The organism is Adhaeribacter swui (assembly GCF_014217805.1).
Taxonomy (GTDB): domain Bacteria; phylum Bacteroidota; class Bacteroidia; order Cytophagales; family Hymenobacteraceae; genus Adhaeribacter; species Adhaeribacter swui.
Genome location: NZ_CP055156.1, coordinates 4,706,007 through 4,722,544, shown reverse-complemented (window position 1 = coordinate 4,722,544; position 16,538 = coordinate 4,706,007). Strand labels below are relative to the sequence as shown.

The 16,538-nt window shown below is 46.0% G+C and carries 10 protein-coding genes; all 10 read right to left on the bottom strand.

From position 1 onward, the window contains the following. Positions 1 to 101: 101 nt before the first annotated feature. The gene (locus HUW51_RS19620) at positions 102 to 1,181 is read right to left on the bottom strand and encodes an esterase (protein ID WP_185271323.1); all 1,080 of its coding nucleotides are present in this window, start codon (positions 1,179 to 1,181) and stop codon (positions 102 to 104) included. 7 nt (positions 1,182 to 1,188) lie between these two features. Next, the gene (locus HUW51_RS19615; protein WP_185271322.1) at positions 1,189 to 2,349 is read right to left on the bottom strand and encodes an esterase; all 1,161 of its coding nucleotides are present in this window, start codon (positions 2,347 to 2,349) and stop codon (positions 1,189 to 1,191) included. 98 nt (positions 2,350 to 2,447) lie between these two features. Continuing rightward, complete coding sequence (locus tag HUW51_RS19610) at positions 2,448 to 3,575, bottom strand: esterase (RefSeq protein WP_185271321.1); 1,128 nt, start codon at positions 3,573 to 3,575, stop codon at positions 2,448 to 2,450. A 92-nt stretch (positions 3,576 to 3,667) separates the two neighbouring features. Then, a complete protein-coding gene (locus HUW51_RS19605; protein ID WP_185271320.1) occupies positions 3,668 to 5,344 on the bottom strand; it encodes a GH39 family glycosyl hydrolase in 1,677 nt (558 codons plus the stop codon). Between the two features lie 36 nt (positions 5,345 to 5,380). Then, positions 5,381 to 6,319, bottom strand: coding sequence for an alpha/beta hydrolase (locus HUW51_RS19600; RefSeq protein ID WP_394353940.1), 939 nt, complete (start codon positions 6,317 to 6,319; stop codon positions 5,381 to 5,383). 192 nt (positions 6,320 to 6,511) lie between these two features. After that, positions 6,512 to 7,762: an alpha/beta hydrolase-fold protein gene (locus HUW51_RS24645; protein WP_228466760.1), complete on the bottom strand. Its 1,251-nt coding sequence runs from the start codon at positions 7,760 to 7,762 to the stop codon at positions 6,512 to 6,514. 31 nt (positions 7,763 to 7,793) lie between these two features. Continuing rightward, positions 7,794 to 9,539 (bottom strand): glycoside hydrolase family 43 protein, encoded by a 1,746-nt coding sequence (locus HUW51_RS19590; protein WP_185271319.1) that lies wholly within the window; start codon positions 9,537 to 9,539, stop codon positions 7,794 to 7,796. Between the two features lie 127 nt (positions 9,540 to 9,666). Beyond that, a complete protein-coding gene (locus tag HUW51_RS19585) occupies positions 9,667 to 12,138 on the bottom strand; it encodes a glycoside hydrolase family 95 protein (RefSeq protein WP_185271318.1) in 2,472 nt (823 codons plus the stop codon). 767 nt (positions 12,139 to 12,905) lie between these two features. Continuing rightward, a complete protein-coding gene (locus HUW51_RS19580) occupies positions 12,906 to 14,855 on the bottom strand; it encodes a glycoside hydrolase family 97 protein (RefSeq protein ID WP_185271317.1) in 1,950 nt (649 codons plus the stop codon). A gap of 75 nt (positions 14,856 to 14,930) precedes the next feature. Next, positions 14,931 to 16,508 (bottom strand): glycoside hydrolase family 43 protein, encoded by a 1,578-nt coding sequence (locus HUW51_RS19575; protein ID WP_185271316.1) that lies wholly within the window; start codon positions 16,506 to 16,508, stop codon positions 14,931 to 14,933. Between the last annotated feature and the right edge of the window lie 30 nt (positions 16,509 to 16,538).

Below are 16,538 nucleotides of genomic sequence, written 5' to 3'. Positions count from 1 at the left end.
ACACTGCGTTAAACTGGAAGCAGGTACCACAAGCAGATACCACTTAAGGATTTTAGGTTACTTTTTTAAGTTGGTGCCTAAAATTCAAAATTGTCTTCAGGTTAATTTTTAAATAATTGCTGTAGAGAGTTTGCCAGGAATAATTTACAGTTCATCCAGGTGTGGCCGCCCGGTACAATCAGGGTTTCCAGCTTGATGTTCTTTTCTTTGAACATGGCAATATTCTGTTTTACCGGTTCGTACAGGAAATCTTCGGTACCTACGCTGATGGTAAATAGTTTGAGTTGCTTGTTCAGGGCAGCGGCATCCGGGTTCCAGTTGGTGAAATTTTTCTGGAATTCTTCGGTGGCCGTGTAGGGCGCATACGAACAGATATAAGCAAAGATATTGGGATTAGTAAGTCCAATATTCAGGGTTTGCCCGCCTCCTACCGAAAAGCCAGCTACGGCGCGGTTTTTAGTGTCGGTTAGTACCGGGTAATTGGCTTCGATAAACGGAATAATATCCTTAATAACATCTTGGGTGAAATCGGGCATGGGTGCCGGCCGTACGTTCCCGTAGGGCATTACAATAATCATGGGTTTGGCTTTTTTCTGGGCAATTAGGTTGTCGGCAATCAGGTTGGCACGGCCTACTTTGGTCCAGGTTTCTTCGGTATCGGAGCCTCCGTGAATCAGGTACAATACCGGGTATTTCGTTTTAGCGTTGGGGTTAAAGCCGGGCGGCGTATAAACGAGTAATTGCCGGGTGGTTTTTAACGTACCCGATTTATAATACCGGTAACTCACTTTGCCGTGGGGTACGTTTTGCATCGCGTGCACTAAAGGCGTACTGCCCGGTATTTCCACGATGCTGCGTTTGAACCGTTCGTTGGCGAAGATATTCGTGTTATTCGGGTCGGCTACGCCGATGCTATCTACCACAAAATTGTAGGGGTAAATATCGGGTTTAATCGGTCCTACGGTAATGCTCCAAATACCCGCATTGTCTTTCGTGAGTAATTGGTTGGATTTTAAAAATTCGCCGCTTAAGCTTACCTTTTTTGCATTGGGGGCATACAACCGGAAAGTTACGGTGTTATCGGCGTGTACGTCCGGGGAGCTAATGGCCGGCGGTCGTTGGGCAGAGGCAGTAATGGCAAGGGCAAAAAGCAGGAAGATTATGCTAAAAATATGTTTCATAGCAGGCTTATTTAAAAAGTAATTGGGCCGTTTGGGTCAGGTAAACTTTGGTGTTCATCCAGGTATGGCCGCCATCGGTTACTAAACTTTTATAATTCACGTTTTTAGCTTTCAGAAAATCCATAAACTCCACCGTGGATTTATATAGGAAGTCGTCGGTACCCACACTGATCCAGAATAATTTTAACTGTTGGTTCGTACGGCTGGCGTTTTCGTAGATGGGTTTGTAACTGCTTTCCATTTCCTTGGGGCTTAAGTAAGCGCTGTAGCAGCACACCCAGGAAAACTTATCCATGTTGCTGAAAGCCGTTCTTAGGGTCTGGCCGCCGCCTCTAGAAAAACCACCAATGGCGCGGTTATCTTTGTTGTTGATGGTGCGGTAATTTTTTTCGATGTAGGGCAGCACGTTTTGCATTAAATCGGCTTCGAAAGTTTTAGCGCGTGTTATGGCTTCTTCACTTTCCCGGCCCATGGGGTCGGCGGGTTTGGGGCCACCTTTCTGCGCTGCAATCCGGGCTTCTACGTTTCCGTAAGGCATTACCACAATCATAGGTTTGGCTTTGCCTTCGGCAATTAAGTTATCCAGTATTACATTGGTGCGGCCTACTTTAAACCAGGTCTCTTCGGTGTCGGTGGTACCGCTAATCAGGTAAAAAACCGGGTACTTTTTAGAAGCATCTTTGTCGTAACCCGGCGGAGTATACACCACTAAAGAACCCGTAGTACCGGAAACCGAAGGATAATATTCGTACGTAACCGAGCCGTGCGGCACATCGCGCATGGCGTGAATCAGCGGAGTTTCGCCGGGAATATCTACCAGGCTGGCTTTAAAACGCTCGTTCGGGAAAAAAGCCACATTCGCCGGGTCCATCACCGAAATGCCATCTACCACAAAATTATACGGGTAAATATCGGGCTTTACTGGCCCGACGGTTACACTCCAGATACCGGCCGTATCTTTAATCATGGCTACGGGCGCTTTCTCAAACTGGGCACTGAACTTTACTTCTTTAGCCGAGGGTGCCTGGTACCGGAAAGTCACTTTTTTATCCGGGTGAATTTGGGGCGAAATCACCAAAGGCCCCCGCGGCGGCTGACTAATCGCGTAGTTGGAAATACAAAACATTACCAAAAGCAGCAATAGTCGGGTAACTGATTTTTCTTGCATAGGTATATTGTTGGTAAAGAATTACTTATTCGGTGGTATTTTTTTCTAAAAGCGGTGGCTTTTTGCTTAATTACAGGTGATTTTTTTAAAAATTCTGATTATTTAAAAAGCTTTTGGGCAATGGTGGAGAGATAAAGTTTGCAATTCATCCAGGTATGGCCGCCTTCCGAAATAAAAGTTTCGTGCTTAATTTTTTTTTCGTCCAGCACTTTCAGGTAATCCTGAACCACCGGGTACAAAAAATCTTCTTTGCCTACTCCTATCCAGAATAACTTTAACTGTTGGTTCGTCTGCGTGGGATTTGCAAAAGCCACGGCGTTGTTGCGGTCGAATTCTTCTTTGAGCATACCAGGCGCAAAGCCGCAAACCCAGCCAAACAAATCCGGATTATTCAAGCCCAGGTACAAGGTTTCGCCCCCGCCGCCCGAAAACCCGGCTATGGCGCGGCTGTTCTTGTCTTTCTTTACGCGGTAATTTTGCTCCACAAACGGCAGCAGGTTATTCAGAAAATCTTTTTTAAATTCCTGCAGATTCTCCCAGTTCCGCAGGCTCCCCGACGATTTACTAATTACCGGATAGGCCCGGCCGTAGGGCATTACAATGATCATGGGTTGCGCCTTGCTTTGGGAAATCAGGTTATCCAGAATAATGTTGGCACGTCCTACTTTGCTCCAGGTTTCTTCGGTATCGGTAGTGCCGTGCAAGAGGTAAAGTACCGGGTATTTTTTGGCTTGCTCTTTCTCGTACCCCGGCGGGGTATAAATTACTACCGATCGGGTTCCTAATTCTTTGGAAGTATAATAGCGATAAGCCAGGGTACCGTGCGGCACATTCTGCAAGGTGTGTACCAAGGGCGTGTTACCGGTAATTTCCACCACACTATTTTGAAATCCTTCGTTGGGGAATATGGCAGAATTTTTAGGGTCGGCTACGGGAATACCATCTACCACAAAGCTATACGGGTACATATCGGGCTTCACCGGACCAACCGTTACACTCCAAATTCCGGAAGCGTCTTTCGTAATGGTAAGCGGTGCTTTTTCAAACTGGGCGTTCAGTTTCACTTCTTTGGCCGACGGCGCCAAAAACCGAAAAGTAACTGTATTATCCGGGTGCACCTCGGGCGATACCACCACGGGAGCGTTGTTTCCCTGACTCAAACCCAATTGGGGCAAACCCCAAAGCGTTACCCAAATCATTAAGTAATAGAGTAAGTTTTTATGCATATCGAGGCACGGTTTACAAAATAGATTTTTTTTAAAATTTCAATTTCTGAAACAGCTAAAACAGTAATTACTTAATTAAATAAAGCCCGCAGTTACCAACTAAGCTGGATAAACGATACGCCCTGCCGAGGTAAATCAAACTTTAAAACGGTTTTACCCTTATCTACTTTCTGCCAGGTTGGTGAGGTAAGCAATTGCAATTGGCCGGCTTTTTCTAGTTCCTGGTATTGGACTTTTGAAACATTATGAGGTTTGCCCATGGCCTTCCATTTTTCAAAGGAATTACTAAATTGCTGGTCAACGCGGTAATGATGGACGAACACCTTGTCTTTAGCAACGCCATCAATAGTTAGCTCAACCGGTGAGGCCGCCGCCGCCACATCATCATCGTGGTAATTCCAAACCATCACCGAAATAGAATGGTCGTTTTTACTGGCCAGGGCATTGATATCGGGCTTACCGGTTACGCCAGAGGAGATAATATCCGCGGCTTTAATACCATTAGCTGTTTGAACCGCTACTCTATCTCCGTTCATCATCCCAAACATGCGGAATATATTTAATACCGGTTTATCCACGCCATTCGTAGCCAAATCGCGGAAGCCAGCAAACCATTCCTGGTTCTCAAACTCGAACGACCAGCTTACCGCTCCCCGGAGGTTTACCTGGTGCTGGTCCATTAATTCGTAAATGCGGGCGTAGGCCGCCGCCGTGTAACTGGGGTACATGGTACCGTTGCGGTAGGCGTATTTTGGTTCTTTCTTTTCCGAACAGGCAGCACATCCTTCCGGGTCGTTTTCCCCGATTATAATCGGTATGTTTTTCAGTTCCGGGAAAGAATTAACGGCAGTGAACCCACGGGATATATCTTTTAACTGTACCCCCATATTCATGCGGATATGCCCGTTTACCAGTTCCGGTGCACCTTTGGCATGAAAGGCAATAAATTGCAGCGGCGTTCCGGTTTTCTTAGTGGCGTAATTCTTACCCCGCAAACAATGTTCTATAAATTTAGTCAGGTATTGGTATCCCTTTTCGCCGCGGGGGCTGGTGGTGTGTGGACCTCCAATGGTGCATTCGGGGCAGGCGCGCTTTAAGCCGTCGGCGGTATAATCATAAAGTTTGCAGTATTCTTCGAAGGTGCCCGACCAGTAGCCAATGTCCGGTTCGTTCCACAACTCCCATAACCAGGTCGTAACTTCTTGTTTGCCGTAACGCTGAATAGAGTGATTTACCCATTGGTATACCAGCTCCCGCCATTTATTGTAATCCTTCGGCGGATAAGTCCAGCCGGTCCAGATATTGCCGCCCGCACTCCATTTATGTTCGTACGGCTCGGGTTTAGAAGAAAGGGCTTTGGGCATAAACCCGATTTCCATAAGCGGCTTCATGCCCCTTTGCACGTAGGTATCCACGATGCTGTCGACGGTAACCCAGTTGTAAACAGGCTTGCCATTCTTGTCTTCGGTGTATGCATCCGTGAAGCCCCACTTCAGGTCGGGGCCGGGGCTGTTGCCTTTGGAGGTGAGCAGGTTGTGGGCCCGTACATAAACCGGAACCGGGCTCAGTTGCTGTAATTCGGTCAACAATTTCTGGCCATTCTTCCGGGTGGTATAATTTGGTTCATCGTAACCAAAGAAAGACCAGAACGGCTTCATGTCCCCGATAGATTTGGAGGCATCTACCGCTATAGAAACCGACGGCTGTTGTTGCGCAAACAAAAGCCCGGAATGCAACAGGAGAATACAGGTTATTATCGCACGACTCATAAAATGCTTCGTTTTCGGAAAAGAGTAAGTCATCAATCAATTATTATTTATCCAATTGTTTTTTTTCATCCACAGGAACAAAGGTTCTATCCAGTCCTTTTGCTTGAAGATGAACCCATGCCCACCTTTTGGATAAATATGCATTTCCACCTCAACACTTTGATTCCGCAGCTTTTGGAAATAGGCAATGCTGTTATCTACATCTACCAGTTTATCGTCGGCGGCATGCGTGATATAAGTCGGGGGAGTATTGGCGGTAACCTGCAATTCATTGGAAAATAAATCTACTGTTTCTTTAGCAGGATTTTTGCCCAATAAATTACTTCTGGAATCGGCATGCGTCAGGCCTTCCTGCATACTGATAACCGGGTACACCACCACCTGAAAATCAGGACGTAAATTGGTGTTTTTAGGATTTGGGATAAGCGGCTTGGCAAAATGCGTAGCCGCCGTGGCGGCCAGATGCCCACCGGCCGAGAACCCCACAATGCCTACTTTATTGGCATCAATACCATACTTTGCGGCATTTTCCCGCACCAGTTTAATGGCCTGTTGCGCGTCTTGCAAAGGGCCGATTTTTTTGTCCGTCAGGATGGTATCATTCGGCAACCGGTACTTGAGCACAAAAGCGGCTACGCCGTTTTTAGCAAATTCTTTGGCCGTTGCAACGCCTTCGCCCTGGAACACGATTACTTTGTAAGAACCACCCGGACAAATAATAACCGCCGCCCCGGAAGCATTTTCCTTGGCTGGCAGATAAACTTCTAAACTTGGCTTTACTACCCGGCGCACCAGTCCACCGGCTTCCAGGTTACCTTTATTAGCTCCCTGAAAAACTTTGGCATTGGGAATAGTACCGGGGTATAAATCAATTACTTCCTGGGCACTGGCTGTAAAACCAGCCAAGAATAAAACCAGGCCAGCCACTACTTGCTTTTTTAAAAATAGGAAACGGCGCGTATGCTTTACTTTCACTTTATGGAATAATAAAAATTTGAAATATGCATTTGCTTATAGTCGACCACGGAACTTGCAGGCAATTAATTTAAGAAAAACAACCACCCGGAACCCCTCCTAACTTAGGAGGGGAACTGAGGTACTTTTCCGAAATAGTTAATTTAGATAAGTTGTGACGTAAACTATAACCAGGGCTGGCCTGGATTTTAATTATTTAAAAAGCAGCGGACCTAGTTGATACAGGCTGCGACGCCAGGTTTGGAACTCATGGGCAGTACCCGGTGAAACATAAGTATTCACTTTATAGCCAGCCGCCTTTAAATCCGCTTCCACTTTGGGCAGCGCTTCGGCTCCGCGGGTTTCTTTGCTACCGTAGGTGATAAATAAAAGCTTCGGTTTCATTTTGCTTTGTAACTGCTCTGGCGTATAGTTACCCCCACTCATTAACCCCCAGTAACCAAAAACTTCTGGTTTAGCTAAGGTTATCGTGTGGGTTTCGAAACCACCCATGGATAGTCCGGCCATGGCCCGGTTATCCCGGTTGGCGATGGTCCGGAAATGGGAATCTACATACGGGATTAACTCATCCAATAAAACCGTCTGAAAAGCGGCAACCCCTGTAGGTTCGCCAGCCGTTACGCCGTTAGGCACAACACCAGGTGCACCCAAGGCAGGACGTGGAGCAGGTGCAGGAGCAGCACCGGCCGCTGGAGTTGCACCCGGCGCAGCAGCTGTTGCATTAGCAGCCGGACGTGGCGGCATACCTGGTCTACCACCGGTGTTGGTCATACCATAAGTCATCACCACGATAAATGGTTTTATGCGGCCTTCGGCAATCATGTTGTCCATAATCAGGTTAGTCTTGCCCTGAATAGCCCACGAAGTTTCGTTTTCGCCCCAGCCATGTTGCAGGTATAATACCGGATATTTGGTGTTGCCTTTTTCGTACCCGGGCGGCGTATACACATTAGCCACGCGGGAAGTTTTCGTGCTTTTGGAAGGGAATAATATTTGGTGCACGTGGCCGTGGGGCACATTTTTTAAAGTATAAAAATCCTGGTCTTTGGCTGGTATTTCAATGCCGCTTTCCCAACGCTGCGAGCCGTAAAAATTACCAGTTCCGGGATCATTAAATACGCCGCCGTCTACTATTAAGTGGTAATAGTGAAAACCTTCATCCAATGGCCCTTCGGTGGTTCCGGTAAAAGCACCATCCGCTCCTTTGGTTAATCGGGTTCCGCCTCTTCCACCCAGGCCAAGGGTTACCCGTATGCTGTCGGCCTGGGGCGCTACTATCCGGAAGCGGGCATACCCCTGGGAGTTTACCTGCGGATAGTCCTGAAAGGGCTGGTTAAAAGCCGATGGTTTAAAATCTTCTTTTATAGCGGCATTGTCTTGCGCCAAGGCCAGACTACCGGTAAGGACCGAAGCAAATAAGGTGGCTAAAACTTTACTTTTCATGAATTATGAGTTAGGAGTGGATGATGCTATATTATGGCTGAATATCGTTGGCAGATGTGGCATACAACCCGATCAGTGACCCAGTAAAACCACCGGCCACATTGGTAGAAAGAATATCCCCGGAAACCGTACCGCCTATATTTTTAAAATTTTGATTTTCCGTGCTGTAACGAAACTGGTAATCATCGCCCTGTGCTGCTACCTGAAGTTGAATGGATTTACGAATATCAACTTTTTCACTGGCCAGCACGGTGGTGTTGCCTTTTTCGGTACGGGCAAGCACCAGGTAATTATCGTTGCCTTTCTTGGTGATACCTAAAACGTAATTAAATTTTTCGCTCTGGTAACACGCCAAACCGGCCAGGTCTTTTTCGGATTTGGGCGCGTATTTTATAATTACCGTGCTTTCAAAATGGTTATGCTGCTGCCGGTGCCACAGCGCCGAGATAGGCGCTACCTCTTTAATATTTTTAGCAAAAGGCGTGATTTGCAAGCCGTTTTTGCTGGTAGTAATAAACTCTTCCCGCGGACCGCGCATGCCAATCCAGCGGTAATCTAAAGTCTTAGCCGTAAAGTTGTCGGTGAAAGTAAAGTTGCCGTTCGGGAAGAAGCCGTTTTGCCCGGTTTGATTTTTTACCCCAGCCGGCATTTTTAATTTGGGTTTTAAAGGTACCAGTCCGTTCTCGAATACCGGGAACTCGCCACTCCAATCAACGGGCAAGATAAAGGTTTCGCGGCCGGCGTTTACCCGGTCTTTTTCGTTGGGCCGGATGCCTAAAAATACCCCGTAATAGTTGCCATCCGGTCCTACGGTTAAATCGGCGTGGCCGGTCCAATCCATCTTGTTCGGACGGTTTTTCGGGAAATACCGTTGGGTCAGAATCGGGTTGTTTTTAGCGGGTACATATGGCCCCATTACCTTATCACTGGAAAAAATCACTTCGGTGTGGTTGTCGCCGGTACCGCCCTGAGCACACATTAAGTAGTAGCGGTTGTTCTTTTTGTAAATATGCGGCGCTTCAATCCAGATGGGTTTTTGGGTAATATCGGTACCGCCATTCACAATAATTTTGTCGGTGCCCGGTACTACCTGGTCTTTTTGCACATCGTACTCCCAAATTTTAATTACCCGGTGCCCTTCGTACTGTTCCGTACCTTTGGGCGGCGCATCGTTGTGTACCACGTAGGCTTTGCCATCGTCTTCAAAAAAGAGTGATGGGTCGATGCCGTTAAACTGCAATTTCACCGGGTTGCTCCAGCCTTTTGCCGGGTCTTTGGTTTTTACCACAATATTCCCCATGCCCCCAGAAAACTGGGTAGTAATCATGTAAAAGGTGTCGTTATGCTTGTTGTACTTGATATCCGGAGCATACACGCCCGCCGAAATACCCGAAGTTTCTACTTTTAACTGGGAAGTCCGGTCCAGAACGTGGCCGATTTGTTTCCAGTTTACTAAATCGTTGGAATGAAAAATGGGTACCCCCGGAAACATGGCGAAAGAAGAATTTACTAAATAATAATCATTGCCTTTGCGCGTAATGCTGGGGTCCGGATAACAGCCTTGCAGAATGGGAGTATAAAACTCATCGGGTTGCAGCGGATTTTCCTGGTAGATTTTATCGTCGCCTTTATAAGAAAACTGTGAAAAAACCGGGGCATCTTTGGCGGCCTTCTTGGTCCCTTGTGCCGATGCAGAAGAAGCTAGTAAAGTAGTAGCCAGTATTACAGATAAGGATTGCTTGAGCAGCGAAGCAAAAGTAAATGGGTATTCTTTCATTATAAAATTTTATTCTTTTTCCGGGTACTGATAAATCTATTATTTAGGGTATGAAAAATTTAAGAGCTTTACTAAAATGGCTATCTCTGCCAGCACTTGTAAAACCTAAATTTTAAAAATTTAGAATTTAAAGGGCCGTTAACGTGTAAGTTTTACCGGCTTGCGTCGGCACATCGTACAATAAAGTTTCTTTTAAATTCACCGGGGTAATAGTGGCCTGTTTTGACACCAAAGCAGCCGGCGTTTCTTCTACCTGGTAAAATGCATTGGTATTGTTACCACTAGCTTTCTTCAAAGAGCCACCCGCCAACGTAACAGCATTCGGAACCCGCAACCGCAGATTACCGCCCAGTTTAGATTTAATAACCGCTTTCACCACTTTACCATTTTTCCATTGCAGGCTCTCGATTTCAAAACCGCCAATGGCGCGTAAACCACTGATGCTGCCACTGGCTTGCCACACATCGGGTAAGGCAGGCAGTAAATGTACGGCACCATCGGCGCTTTGCATCAGCATTTCGGTAATGCCCGAAGTACAACCAAAATTGCCGTCGATCTGGAACGGCGGGTGAGCGTCAAATAAATTATTATAAGAACCGCCGCCTTCCCCAAACTGTCTTGGACCTATCTTTACCGGCGAAAGCTGCGCCTGAATTAATTTATAGGCGTGGTTGCCGTCCAGCATGCGGGCCCACCAGTTTACTTTCCAGCCCATACTCCAACCCGTAGAAATATCGCCGCGGTGCGTTAAAGTAGTTTTGGCAGCGCTATATAATTGCGGGGTGCGGTACGGTGAAATTTGGTTAGCCGGGAACAAGCCATAGAGATGCGAAATATGCCGGTGGTTATCTTTCGGGTCGTCAATATCATCGAGCCACTCTTGCAATTGCCCGTGCTGCCCGACTTGCATCGGGGGTAAACGTTGGCGCATTTGTTTTAAAGTATCCGCAAAAGCAGTATCTTTTTTTAAAATTTCGGCCGCTTTTATGGTCGTACTGAAAATATCAAACACAATCTGGTTGGTCATGGTAGTACCGGCATCCAGGGAAGAGTTTTGGTGCGCAGCCGGGGCATTTTCCGGCGACATATCCGGGTTGATTACCAGCCATTTTTTAGAGGGGTGTTCGATTAAAAAATCAACGTAAAAAGTGGAAGCTTCTTTTAAAACCGGATACACCGAAGCCAGGAAAGCTTTGTCGCCGTTATACAAATAATGTTCCCACAAATGCTGACTCGTCCAGCCGCCGGCCCCATTCCAGATGCCCCAGGTAGCACCGTCCACGGCCCCGGTGGTTCGCCAGATATCGGTATTGTGGTGCGCCGCCCAGCCCCGGGCGCCGTACATCTCTTTGGCGGTTTGCCGACCCGTAACTGATAAGTCTTTTACCAGTTGCAGAAAAGGCTCGTGCAGCTCCGATAAATTGGTTTTTTCAGCGGGCCAGTAATTCATCTGGGCGTTGATGTTAATGGTGTATTTACTATCCCAAGGCGGTTTTACTTTATTGTTCCAGATGCCCTGCAGGTTAGCCGCCTGCCCGCCCGGCTGCGACGAAGAAATTAGTAAATACCGCCCATATTGGTAATACAATGTTACCAACTGCGGGTCATTGCCGGTGGCAAATTGCTTTAACCGTTCGTCGGTGGGCAAATTAGCCGAAGCAGTGCTTCCCAAATCCAGTTTCACCCGGTTAAAATATTTTTGGTACGCCGCCACATGGGCCGGTAAAATAGCCGCTAAAGATTTTGGATAGGCTTTATTTAAATAATCGGCGGCTCTTTCATCGGCATCGCCGCTTACATCGTGGTAATTATTAAAATTGGTAGCAATGGAAATGTAAATGGTAACGGTGTTGGCATTTTTTATAATCAACGAAGTATCGTTAGCCGTGAGTGCCCCGCCATCTAATTTGATTTTAGCAACGCCTTTATATTTTACCAAGCCTTTCACGGTCTCGTGGTCCATGGTGGTACCCGAGATAGTTAGCTCTTTGGCGGCCGTAGTCTGTACCGTAGTATTAGGCAAAGGCTTAGTAAAAGACGCATTAAACGACAGACTGCCCGGTTTACTCGCGGTTAAGCGCATTACCACTACCCGGTCCGGGAAAGAGGCCAGGGCTTCGCGGGTATAGGTTACGCCGTTAACGGTATAAGAAGTTTTAGTAACGGCCTTTTCAATATCCAGCTCCCGATGATAATTGGTATAAGTGTCGTGGCCGCTGAAAGCCAATTGCAAGTTGCCCACCGGCTGAAACATTTGCCCGTGTGATTTCTTCGTGATAATAGCCTGGTTCGCTATTTTTTCGGCATCTTTCTGTTTCCCGGCAAATATTAATTGGCGAATTCTGGCTAAAGAATCCAGCGCCATGGGGTTATCATTCCGGTTGGGGCCACCGCTCCAGACGGTATGCTCGTTGAGTTGGATAATTTCTTTTTCTACGTTGCCGTACACCATGGCGCCCAACCGGCCATTGCCAATGGGTAAGGCGTTTTCCCAGGTAGTTCCGGAGGGGGTTTTATACCACAACTTTAAACCCGGTTTAGTCTGGGAAAAGCCGGATAAAGTACTTAATAACAAAAAGACCAAAAGCATTCTTCGCATAAGAGATACACGTGAAGTATTTAGGTATTGATAGAATTTAAAAATTCGATTACTCCGGATAATCCCCCCTACTCCGCTTACACCCCCGAAGAACTTTAAGCAACTGGTTAATGCTTTTGCATCCCAGCTATGTTTTTAAATAATTACTAAATCATAGCCCGGAATGTATAGGCAATATGTTTAAGTGTAATCCAGCGTCATTTTCCTGCAATATTGTAAAACCGGAACCTGCTTTAACATAAGGATTCAGCCTGTTTAAACTACTTCAGAAATAAAATTATTTACTGCTTAAAGTGTAAAAACAACAATTATAAAAAGAAGCAAAAAAATTTTAATTCCGAAGAATTAAATTATTAACAAGTGTGAAAACTACAATTAAAATTGAAAAAACAAAAGCTTTTTAACAATTAAATTTCTTTGGCAGGAGGAGCTGATTATCTGACTGTAAAACCAGGCTTTGGTTCACCGGATTAATGTCTTTAATGGCTGGATCGACTTATAGCTACTTACTAAAATAACGAGAGTACGATTTAAGAATTTACTAATTCAGACTACGGAAGTGCTCATTAAAACGCTAGAACTATAATTTTGCTATTGTTTAAGTCTATTTAGGTCTTTCTTCGGAATTCAAAGAAATCCGGAAGAATCTAATCCATTACTTGCTGGTAAGATTCCTCCGAGATGATGGAAAAGAAACAGAATAGCTTTTCTTTGATTGATTCTTGGCTTAGCTCAAACTTACGTGAGAAAAGCCTGATAGCTCTAGCTTACTTTTTTAAAATTATTCCGCCGTTTGGTTGTATCTCAACTTCCAGCATGCCATTTTTCTTGATAGTAATATCTTTGTTGTAAGGCGCTTTACTGCTGTCGTCGTTATAGTAATTAACTTTCTTACCAGCCAGCATAGGTAAATTTAATTTTAGTTTAAGCGGTTCTTTGGTGGCATTTACGCCGGCCACGTACCACTCTTCGCCATGCCGCCGGGCAATAACGCAGTACTTTCCAGGGTAACCATCTACGTAAATTGTTTCGTCCCAGGTGGTGGGTATCTGCTTCATGAACTCTATTTCAAAAGCCGGCACATCGGTTAAATTGTTGGGCGTGAGGCCAAATATCTGCATGGGGTTCTGAAACAAAACCGCGGTGGCTAACTGAAAAATATCGGTGGTGAGCCGTTTATTCCGCCCTTCATTACTTTTCACGAGATACTTGTTCAGTAAAACCCCGCCAAATTCCATACTCCCGACGGCATTGCGAATGAAAGGGTGTAAGGTAGCGTTAAATGCTTCGGCTTCGCGCACGTTTTGGGAAAAGATCAGCATTTCTGAAGCTAGTACCGCCTCGCTGCCCACAAAGTTTGGGTACATGCGTTCCCAACCGCGGGGCAAAGTAGTACCATGAAATATAATCATTAAGCCGTAATCGTTAGCATCCGAAAGAATGTCTTCGTACAAGCGCATGGTCTCCTGCTTGTCGCCGCCGAAGAAATCAACTTTTAAACCTTTTACACCCACTTCCCGGAGCCATTTCATTTCTTTTTTACGCTCTACCGCCGTATTCATTTTATTTCGGGGGCCTTGCGGGGCATCGTTAAACGGTCCGTTAGAATTATACCATAAAAATACATCTACATTCTTGGACTTGGCATAATTTATCAAATCTTTCATTTTGTCTTTGCCCACCTTGGTATCCCACAAGGCATCCATCAGAATATACTCGTATTGAAGCGCGGCGGCCAGATCAATGTATTTTACCTGATCTTCGTAGTTCATGCTGTTATCCTGCCACACAATCCAACTCCAGGTAGAACGCCCGAACTTATACTCCTGAGAAGGTTCGTATAACGGCTCAACCACGTCATACGGAATGGTGGTTTCTACAATGGGCTTCAGGTTTTCGCCTACCGTAATGGTGCGCCATGGAGTAACACCCGGCAGGGAAATAGCCGCTCCCGAACTGCCAAAACCATTGTTTTGCTTCGGATTTGGGTAAGCTACGGTATAAGTACCATCTTTCGAGGCCTCACTCAAATGGGAAGCACAATACAAACTGCTTACCCCAGTTTCGGAAACTAACACCCATCCGTTGGTGCCCACCCGAAAAAGTCCCGGGAATATGTAACCTTCCGGACGAGGGTTTGCTTTTACCAGCGGAGCATCGGCTTCGTAACTAGCTTCATAACTGGGTGCGGTGCGAGCAAAACCGGTCATGGGGTTCATCATCCCCGAAAGAAAGGTGGTAGAAACGGCCGGAAACTTAAACCCGGTAGCTTCTTTTTCTACAGCGCAGGAAAACCGCTCGCCCCAGGTAGGCAGTTCGTACCGGAAAGCAACGTTGTTATTGCTCACCTGAAAAACCACGCTGATCTTTTTTTGCTGTGCGTTTTCGAAAGTACAAGTAAGTTTATTGGCCACGTAATGAACCTGCGATTTCTTTATTTTGGTTTCTGTATAATTTTTATCAACCGCACCTTCCTCTTTATCCAGGTATTTCATGCCGGTCGTAAAATCGCCTTCGTTGGTAGTAAGCCCCAGTGGTGAATTTTCTAGCAGGGTTTTGCCTTTAAAACTTACGTTATACATCGGCTTACCATCTTGCACCAGAATAGTCACTTTTAATTGTTTATCCGGGCTAAACACGGTTAAATCCTGGGCAACACCTTTCAGCGAAATAACCATACACCATATACTTAAACAGGTAGTAAATAATAATTTCATAAAATTTAAAAATTTTAAAAATAAGCCGAATTCAGCGCCCTCATGCAGGACATCGGCAGAACAGGGAACGTTTAATTACTTGTTTTGGGTAATTTTTTCCTCTATCCGGAAGAAGTCGAAATCGGCGTAGCCACCCACATTTTTAGTAGCGTAGGTAAATAACCCGAACCGATAGCCCATAAAATGCGGAATGGTATACGCCATTTTTAGTTGGGTACCGATCGGTTTCCAGGATTTGCCATCGAGGCTGTAAAAGAAGTTAGCGACGTCTTTTTTATCGGTGAAATTGCATTCTGCTTTAAAGTAAACTGTTTTCTGGGTTAGCGGAATACTTTGTGCCTCCATGGGTTTACCGGTGCTGGCATTGATCATGACAATAGCTTTGCTGTTGCCATTTACTTTAGCCCCAACCAAACCGTAATTTTTTTGCAATAAGGCCAAACCGGCAAAGTCACCGTCTTTTAAATGCGACACATCCAGGGCAGTAATGCCCGATGAAACCGGACCAATGGTGCGCTGGGTTAAGGTATTGCGGGCTAAAATAAAAGACGTATCTATTCTTCCGGTCTTTAGCCGCAGGAACCCAGGCCTTTCTTTAATTGACCACAATTTATTCTCGGGGTTATGATTCCACTGCCACACTAAGGGCAAGGCGGGCTCGCCCGCTTTCCGGGTAAATTCATCGGAGGCCACAATGCCGGGGATTAATCCTTTGCTGGCCGGTAAGTTCAGCGTTTCCGGCACTTTGCCATTTACTCCCAACACCGGCCAACCATCTTCCCATTTTACCGGCACTAGGTACGGTATGCGCCCCACTGCCCCATAATCGCGGAACAAATATGCGTACCAATTCCCCTGCGCATCGTCAATTAAACCTCCTTGCGCTACTCCCAAATCCTGTAAACCAATGCGGCCTTCGTAAGGTCCGGTAATTTTATCAGCCCGGTGAATAACTACCGTACGCATGCCGCCTTTCGGCCAGGTAATGTTAAACAGGTAGTATTTGCCGTTTACTTTAAACAACTGCGAACCTTCGGCCGGGAGTCCACCACCGGTACCCGACGGCGCACTGGCGTTTTCGATAATAACCTGCTCCGTGGTTCCGGGTTTTACCCTGGAAGCATCAGCGGTTAATTCTACCATTTTAAGTTGGCCACCCCCATAGATCATGTAAACCCGGCCATCGTCGTCGAAGAACAAAGAATTGTCATGATAGGACGGCGAAAAAGAAACAGCTTTCCAGGAGCCTTTTTCGATGTTTTTGGTGGAGTAAACATGCGTTTTGCCGGTAGTTTGTGCAAAAGTAGAAACGTAGTAGGTGCCGTTATGATAACGCAAGCTGCTGGCCCAGGAACCCCGGCCATACGTACTTTTTCCGTTTTCCAGGTTAAGTTCATCTTTACTGGCTAAGGTGTCATACGCATAATTTACCAGTTTCCAGTTTACTAAATCAGTCGATTTCATGATCGGAACACCCGGGCTCAGGTGCATGGTAGTGCTGCTCATGTAATAAGCTTTGCCAACCCGGATAATGGAAATATCCGGCACATCGGCAAAAATAATCGGGTTTCTGGCACTTTGGCCTTGCGAAGGCAATACCAGGCACAGGCTTATAAGAATAAAAAATCCAAACGGAAGAATCTTTTTAATCATTCGTTTTATTGGGTATCGCCAGCATAAAAA

Excerpts from the sequence above, each read along its gene's own strand:
- HUW51_RS19620 (WP_185271323.1), bottom strand. The coding sequence starts at position 1,181 with ATGAAACATATTTTTAGCATAATCTTCCTGCTTTTTGCCCTTGCCATT.
- HUW51_RS19615 (WP_185271322.1), bottom strand. The coding sequence starts at position 2,349 with ATGCAAGAAAAATCAGTTACCCGACTATTGCTGCTTTTGGTAATGTTT.
- HUW51_RS19610 (WP_185271321.1), bottom strand. The coding sequence starts at position 3,575 with ATGCATAAAAACTTACTCTATTACTTAATGATTTGGGTAACGCTTTGG.
- HUW51_RS19605 (WP_185271320.1), bottom strand. The coding sequence starts at position 5,344 with ATGAGTCGTGCGATAATAACCTGTATTCTCCTGTTGCATTCCGGGCTT.
- HUW51_RS24645 (WP_228466760.1), bottom strand. The coding sequence starts at position 7,762 with ATGAAAAGTAAAGTTTTAGCCACCTTATTTGCTTCGGTCCTTACCGGT.
- HUW51_RS19590 (WP_185271319.1), bottom strand. The coding sequence starts at position 9,539 with ATGAAAGAATACCCATTTACTTTTGCTTCGCTGCTCAAGCAATCCTTA.
- HUW51_RS19585 (WP_185271318.1), bottom strand. The coding sequence starts at position 12,138 with ATGCGAAGAATGCTTTTGGTCTTTTTGTTATTAAGTACTTTATCCGGC.
- HUW51_RS19580 (WP_185271317.1), bottom strand. The coding sequence starts at position 14,855 with ATGAAATTATTATTTACTACCTGTTTAAGTATATGGTGTATGGTTATT.
- HUW51_RS19575 (WP_185271316.1), bottom strand. The coding sequence starts at position 16,508 with ATGATTAAAAAGATTCTTCCGTTTGGATTTTTTATTCTTATAAGCCTG.